Origin of the sequence: Ferrovum myxofaciens (assembly GCF_000735045.1) — a bacterium.
Taxonomy (GTDB): Bacteria; Pseudomonadota; Gammaproteobacteria; order Burkholderiales; family Ferrovaceae; genus Ferrovum; species Ferrovum myxofaciens.
Map to the genome: position 1 here is coordinate 1 of NZ_JPOQ01000132.1, position 254 is coordinate 254.

At 63.4% G+C, this 254-nt stretch carries 1 pseudogene; it reads right to left on the reverse strand.

Annotated features, from left to right (window positions below):
- Window positions 1-254: pseudogene (locus tag IV91_RS0111660) on the reverse strand (IS701 family transposase); the annotation flags it as partial.

Sequence of the window (254 nt, forward strand, 5' to 3'; positions counted from 1 at the left end):
TCGGTGGCCAGAATCAGGCGCGGACGCGACCAGGTATTGTCGTCCTGACGCATCTCGCACCACACCGCCCGCACGGGCACCCCCTTCAGGAATCGCGCCACGGTGATGGCCGAGCGCAGCCGGACCCGTTGCAGTTTGCCGTACAGCATCAGATTCATTTCCTGCGCTGGCAATGTATCCAGCATGGCTGCATCGAGCCGCTGCCCGTATTTTCGTTTCGGCCCCCGGCGTTTCGGTTCTGGTTCCGGAGGCAG